This window comes from Kitasatospora sp. NPDC024654, assembly GCF_055559155.1.
Window position 1 is genome coordinate 160008 of the sequence record NZ_JBVHLF010000006.1, and the last position, 5891, is coordinate 165898.

A 5891-nucleotide genomic window follows, 5' to 3' on the forward strand; every position below is an offset into this window, starting at 1 on the left:
CGGAATCCCACACCTCTCCTACCAGACACCCACACCGGGGGCGTCCCCCCCCCCCCCCCCCCCCCCCCCCCCGACCCCCCCCCCCCCCCCCCCCCCCCCCCCCGGCTGTCAACCCGTGCTGTCCAGCCCGGGGGTGAGCAGCAGCGTGGTGAACCGCCGGATCCACTCCTGGGTGGCCGGCTGCCCGGTCACCAGGATCCGGTGCTCCACCGTCCCCGCGATGGTGTCGAAGATGATGTCGATGTGCTCGGCCGCCACCGCCTCGTCCCGGTCCCGGGTCAGCTCGCCGCGATCCAGCGCCTGGGACAGCCCCTGGCGCACCAGCCGCTTCTGCGGATCGACGATCCGCTCGCGGATCCGCCGGCGCAGCTCCGGGTCGCGGCTGCCCTCGGCGAACAGCGCGAGCAGGGCGGCCTGGCTCTCCGGCCGGACCAGCAGCGCGGCGAACTGCGCCACCACCGCCTCCATGTCGGCCTGCAGGCTGCCCAGGTCGGCCATCTCCAGCTCGTCGAAGAGGCTCGCGACGGCGTCCACCACCAGCTCGTTCTTGGACGGCCAGCGCCGGTAGAGGGTGGTCTTGGCGACCCCGGCCCGGGTGGCCACGTGGCCGATGGTGAGCCCGCCCCAGCCGAGTTCGGCCAGCGCCTCCCGGGTCGCGTCGAGGATCGCGCGGTCGGCGGCGGCGCTGCGCGGGCGGCCCTTCGCGCGCGCGGGTCGGGGTGGGAGGGTGGCCACCGGGGCTCCTTGCGCTGGTGTGCTCTTGAGCAGCTGAGTACTCGTGAGTAGCTTCTGGGTGGGGCTGGTAACCGTATCGACGAAACGGCGACCGCGAAAGTGGGGCACGTCACGTCCCGCCGGCCCCGGGGGGACTTGCGGCGAGGGGTGCGGGTCCAGATACGCTACGACCCGTAGCGAATAGAGCGGCAACCATGCGCCGGCCCTGTGGGAGGGGTCGGGCGCGAGGCGCGGGTGGGGATCCGCGCCGCAGCGGGAACGGCTACCAGGGGATCGGCCGTCGCCGGGACGGCCGCCGGACCGGGCGAGGACGCCCACGGCGGACTTTCCCGGCGGATGGCGCTCGGCAGGGTCGCGGACGGGGGAGGATGGTGTCATGCAGCCACGGAACACGCATCTGAACAGCGCCGCCCTGCGTGGAGCGGTCGACCTCGCCGCGGTGAAGGCGGCCGGTGAGGCCGCGCAGAAGGCCGAGCAGGCCCGGGCCGAGCGGGCCCGGCAGAACGCGGCCGCCGAGGCGGCCGGTGTCGAGGTCCCGACCGCCGGCTACCCGCTGGTGGTCGACGTCACGGAGGCCACCTTCGAGGACGAGGTGGTCCAGCGCTCCACCGAGGTCCCGGTGGTCGTCGACTTCTGGGCCGAGTGGTGCGGCCCGTGCAAGCAGCTCAGCCCGATCCTGGAGCGGCTGGCCGAGGAGTACGCCGGCCGGATCGTGCTCGCCAAGATCGACGTCGACGCCAACCAGCTGATCGCGCAGCAGTTCGGCATCCAGGGCATCCCCGCGGTGATGGCCGTGGTGGCCGGCCAGCTGGTGCCGCTCTTCCAGGGAGCCGAGAACGAGGCCAACGTCCGCAAGATCCTGGACCAGCTGATCCAGGTGGCCGAGCAGCGCTTCGGCATCGTCGGCGGTACCGGCGCGGGGCTGCCCGCCGAGGGCGGCCCGACGGCCGGTTACGCGGCGCCGCAGGACCCGGCGCTGAACGCCGCGCACGAGGCGCTGGACCGCGGTGACCTGGGCGGCGCCATCCAGGCCTACCAGAACGTGCTCGCCGACCAGCCCGGCAACACCGAGGCCCAGCTGGGCCTGGCCCAGGCCCAGCTGCTGCGCCGGGTGGAGGGGCTGGACCCGCAGGCGGTCCGGAACGCGGCGGCGCAGGACCCGAAGAACGTCGCCGCCCAGCTGGACGCGGCCGACCTGGACCTGGTGGGCGGTCACGTCGAGGACGCCTTCGGGCGCCTGGTGGACACCGTCGGCCGGACCGCCGGCGCCGACCGGGACACCGCCAGGCTCCGGCTGCTGGAGCTCTTCGAGGTGATCGGCCCGGAGGACCCGCGGGTGACCGCGGCCCGCACCGCGCTGGCCCGGGTGCTCTTCTAGACCTCCGCTGACGGGCCGTCAGGCTGGCTCGATGGCACGGTCGGTGACCTGCGGTGTCGCCGGTGATTTGCCGACATTTCGGCATCGCACCGTCAGCTTTATCAAATCTTGACAACATCAGTGGGCGATCACCTTGGGTGATCGCCCACTGTGCTTTCCTCCGTATTTCCAGCAGATTTCCGCGGTGCGAACCCCATGTGACGTCACGCTGCGTCGATGTCATGTCTGGTTCACCGTCCGCCGGGTCGACTGTTGGATTACCCGTCAGTAATGAACCTCTTGTGCTTCGGCCGTGATTACAGCACGATCGGCCACGCCTGGTCCCTCACTTTTCCGCCCCCGGTCACCCACTGGACGGCAGGAGTGCGGGATCCCCACCGGGTAACCGCCGGAACCGTTCGGCGGTTGAGAGGGCAGGGGGGTATCCGCGGCCCACGGCGGATCCTGTCCTTTCTCCGGTCGCGCAGCCCCGCGCGGCCGTCTGGTTGTCGCTCGGGGGTGATCGTCGATGTCGCCGATCGTGCCCGCCCGCCCTTCCGGGCGAGCGGCGCAGGGACGGGAGTGGCCCGCAGCCGCGGTCCGCGCCCGGAGTCGGCGACGGCGCTCTCCGCTACCGAGGACGTAGCTCTCTCCCATCCCAGGACGGGATCGGCGCCACGGGTGCCGGACCGGTCCGGAGATGTACGTCCGAGAAGGAGGACACGCATGTCCAAGACTTATGGCAAGACCCGCTGGAAGCGCTTCGCCCTCGTCATGGTGCCCAGCATCGCCGCCACCGCCGGCATCGGCCTGAGCATCGCCGACAGCGCGCTGGCCGCGTCGTTCAGCGTCTCCGGCCAGAGTTTCAAGGTCACCACCGACCACCTGCACGGCACGAACTTCGCCCAGTTCGGCTCGGTGGACGTGGAGAGCAACGGCACCCCGCACGTGGTCGCCGTCTCGGCCTTCGACACGGCCACCATCAACAACCTGTGCCAGTCCGTGGTGACCGACCTCGGCCCGCTCGGCAAGTGGACCCTGGTGCTGAACGCCGGTCAGGACCCGAACAAGCCGGTCACGGCCAGCAACCTGCTGATCGACCTGAACCAGCTGAACGCGGACGCCACCTTCCAGAACATCAACATCGGCCAGGACGCCTCCACCCTGCAGGGCACCGCCGTCCAGGGCTGGAAGAGCCACCAGGGCACCGGGCTGCCGAGCGGTGCCACGGGCTTCGCGCAGTCGGCCAGCAGCGCCGACCTGACCAACGTCCAGCAGACCGCCTGGGCCACCTCGGCCGGCACCTTCACGCTCAACGGCCTGAAGCTGAATATCAAGCAGGGCTCCGGCACCGGCGTCGAGTGCTACTGAGCCGCCCCTGACGGGGAGCCGGACCGGCCGTCGGCCGCGCCGGCCCCCACGGGCGGCCCCGAGGCCGGCGGTCAGTCGGTCCCGGCGGGGGGGGGGGGGGGGGGGGGGGGGGGGGGGGGGGGGGGGAGCCCCCCCCCCCCCCCCCCCGGGGCACCCCGCCCCCCCCCGGCCCCCCCCGCCCCCAGCTGCACCCCCACCGCATCATCTCCGCCCCCCCCCCCCCTCGCCCACCTGCCGTTGCGGCTTTTTTTTTTCTTCCGGCTTGTCCCCCCCCCCCCCCCCCCCCCCCCCCCCCACCCCCACAGTTCCTCCCTCGGACCCACCAACGAGGAGTTCCATCGTGACCAGCGCAACTGCCGAGGAGTGGCCCGCGGACGCCGACGTCGACGGGTTCACCCGACTGCAACGGAGGTTCCGCGCCTGGCGCCGGAGCCGCCCGTTCTGGGGCGGCCTGCTGGCCATGATCGGCGGCCTACCGATCCTCTACTTCCCGTACGCCCACCTGACCCTCGGTGGGCTGACCGTGGCGATGGCGACCACCGCCGGAGCCGGCTCGCTGATCATCGGACTGCTGATGATGGTGCTGGGGGTCACCGTCTGGTTCCAGCCGTTGGTGCGGATCTTCTGCGGGGTCGCGGTCACCATCCTGGCGCTGATCTCGATCCCGGTCTCCAACCTCGGCGGCTTCATGATGGGGCTGATCCCGGGGCTGATCGGCGGTGGGATGCTCTGCGCCTGGGCGCCGTTCAAGCCGGACGCCGACGAGCCGCTCCCGGCCGGGCCGGGTGCCGCCGCCCTGCCGGTGACCACGGCCGCCGCGGGCACCGGTGACATCGCGGACACCGCGGTCATCGCCGGGGTCGCCGAGCAGCCGGGGGAGGAGCGGTGAGCGCGCGGTCGGAGGGCGACGCGGTGACCCCGGCGGTGCCGCACCGGACGGCCGGTCCGCGCCACGCGGCACCGCGTGGCGGCGGACGCAACCGGGCCCGGCTGCTCGCCTTCGCCGCCGTGCCGACCGCCCTGCTGATGGGCAGCAGCATGGCCCCGGACCTGGCCGCCGCGGTCACCCCGAACGCCGGGACCTCCTGCACCGCGCCGGACACCCCGGTCGCCATCACGCCGGTGCCGAAGAGCCAGCTGACGCCGGTCCCGGACCCGAAGCCGAGCGCGACCTCGGCGTCGCCGTCCCCCTCGTCCCCGGCCTCGCAGGCACCGTCCCGGTCGTCCGCCCCCGCGCCGGACGGCGCCCGGGGCAGCACGACCCCGAGCCCCGCCGCCAAGAGCGCCACCGATGCCGCGCTCGTCACCCCCGCCGACCGGACGGCCGCCACCCAGGTCGTCCAGGCCGCCGCCGCGCAGCCGAACCACGGCCAGGACCTGATCGGCGGCATCATCAGCGGCATCGCCGGGATCTTCGACCCGACCCACCAGAACCAGCAGACCGGCGGCGCCCCCGGCCCCACACCGACTCCCACCGCGCCGGCCGCCGCCGCGCCGACCACCCCGGCGCCGGCCCAGCCGCCCGCGACCCGGACGCCGCCGCCCGTCCAGCAGCGCTCAGCCGACGCCCCGGCGGCGGCCCCCGCCCCCGGCCCGTCCGCGAGCCCGTCGGCCTCCGCCACCACCCAGCCCGCAGCCGCCCCGAGCGCATCTCCCTCCGCCTCCGCCACGGCCCCGGCGACCCCGAGCCCCACCCCCACCGGCTCGATGGCCCCCTCCGCCGCCGCGAAGGCGCTGGCGGCCGGCGACAAGGCCCCGCTCTGCCCGGTGGACACCAGCAAGGTGGCCGCGGCCGACAGCCCGTCCGGCCAGATCGTCCCGCAGCAGAACTGGACCCTGCGCTCCAGCAAGCTCGCGCTCTACGGTGCGGTCTTCGGCGGTGTCTACAACGTCCAGATGGCCGACGGCCAGACCAAGCGGGTGCTCAAGTTCACCGTCAGCTCGGTCGACATCGGCGATCTCGACATGTCGACGATCGAGGTCCCGGGCCAGACCTTCCACGTCAAGGGCGCGCCCGGCAGTACGTCGACGATGCGCCAGGGGCCGATCACCATGTACGTGGAGAGCCTGACCGGCACCCTCTCCGCGCTCTACGGCATCCCGCTGCCCGACCTCGGCCCGATCACCCTCACCCCCGACACCCTCCCGACCTGGCTCTACGACCTGATCGGCGCGATCCCGATCCCGATCGACATGACGATGACCGGGGTCACCGCCGTCCAGGCCGGCCAGTTCGGCGGCACCCTGACCATCCCGGGCATGCACCTCTACAACGACAGCACCCCATACGGGAGTTGAGAACGCGCCGAAAGCGGGGGGGGGGGGGGGAGCAGCGGGGGGGGGGGGGGGCGGGAGTGAGGGGGGGGGGGGGGGGGGGGAGAGGGGGGGGGGGGCGATGGAGGGGTTGGAGGGGGGGGGGGGGGGGGTG

General features: G+C 73.6%; 5 protein-coding genes. 4 read left to right on the forward strand and 1 reads right to left on the reverse strand.

The window, feature by feature from the left end; translation table 11 throughout:
* Nucleotides 1-108: 108 nt before the first annotated feature.
* Nucleotides 109-735, reverse strand: coding sequence for a TetR/AcrR family transcriptional regulator (locus ACZ38L_RS06060; RefSeq protein WP_465689651.1), 627 nt, complete (start codon nucleotides 733-735; stop codon nucleotides 109-111).
* Between the two features lie 376 nt (nucleotides 736-1111).
* Here ACZ38L_RS06060 and trxA point away from each other — a divergent pair, with 376 nt between their 5' ends.
* The 4 genes from trxA to ACZ38L_RS06080 all read left to right on the forward strand — a co-directional run bounded on the left by trxA (nucleotide 1112) and on the right by ACZ38L_RS06080 (nucleotide 5761).
* Nucleotides 1112-2113, forward strand: coding sequence for a thioredoxin (gene trxA / locus ACZ38L_RS06065; protein ID WP_465689653.1), 1002 nt, complete (start codon nucleotides 1112-1114; stop codon nucleotides 2111-2113).
* Between the two features lie 705 nt (nucleotides 2114-2818).
* A complete protein-coding gene (locus tag ACZ38L_RS06070; RefSeq protein WP_396557524.1) occupies nucleotides 2819-3463 on the forward strand; it encodes a DUF6230 family protein in 645 nt (214 codons plus the stop codon).
* A 340-nt stretch (nucleotides 3464-3803) separates the two neighbouring features.
* Entirely contained in the window at nucleotides 3804-4352 is a 549-nt protein-coding gene (locus tag ACZ38L_RS06075; protein ID WP_465689655.1) for a DUF6114 domain-containing protein, read from the forward strand.
* The gene (locus ACZ38L_RS06080) at nucleotides 4349-5761 is read left to right on the forward strand and encodes a hypothetical protein (RefSeq protein ID WP_465689657.1); all 1413 of its coding nucleotides are present in this window, start codon (nucleotides 4349-4351) and stop codon (nucleotides 5759-5761) included. The genes ACZ38L_RS06075 and ACZ38L_RS06080 overlap by 4 nt, the downstream gene beginning before the upstream one ends.
* The last annotated feature ends 130 nt before the right edge of the window (nucleotides 5762-5891 follow it).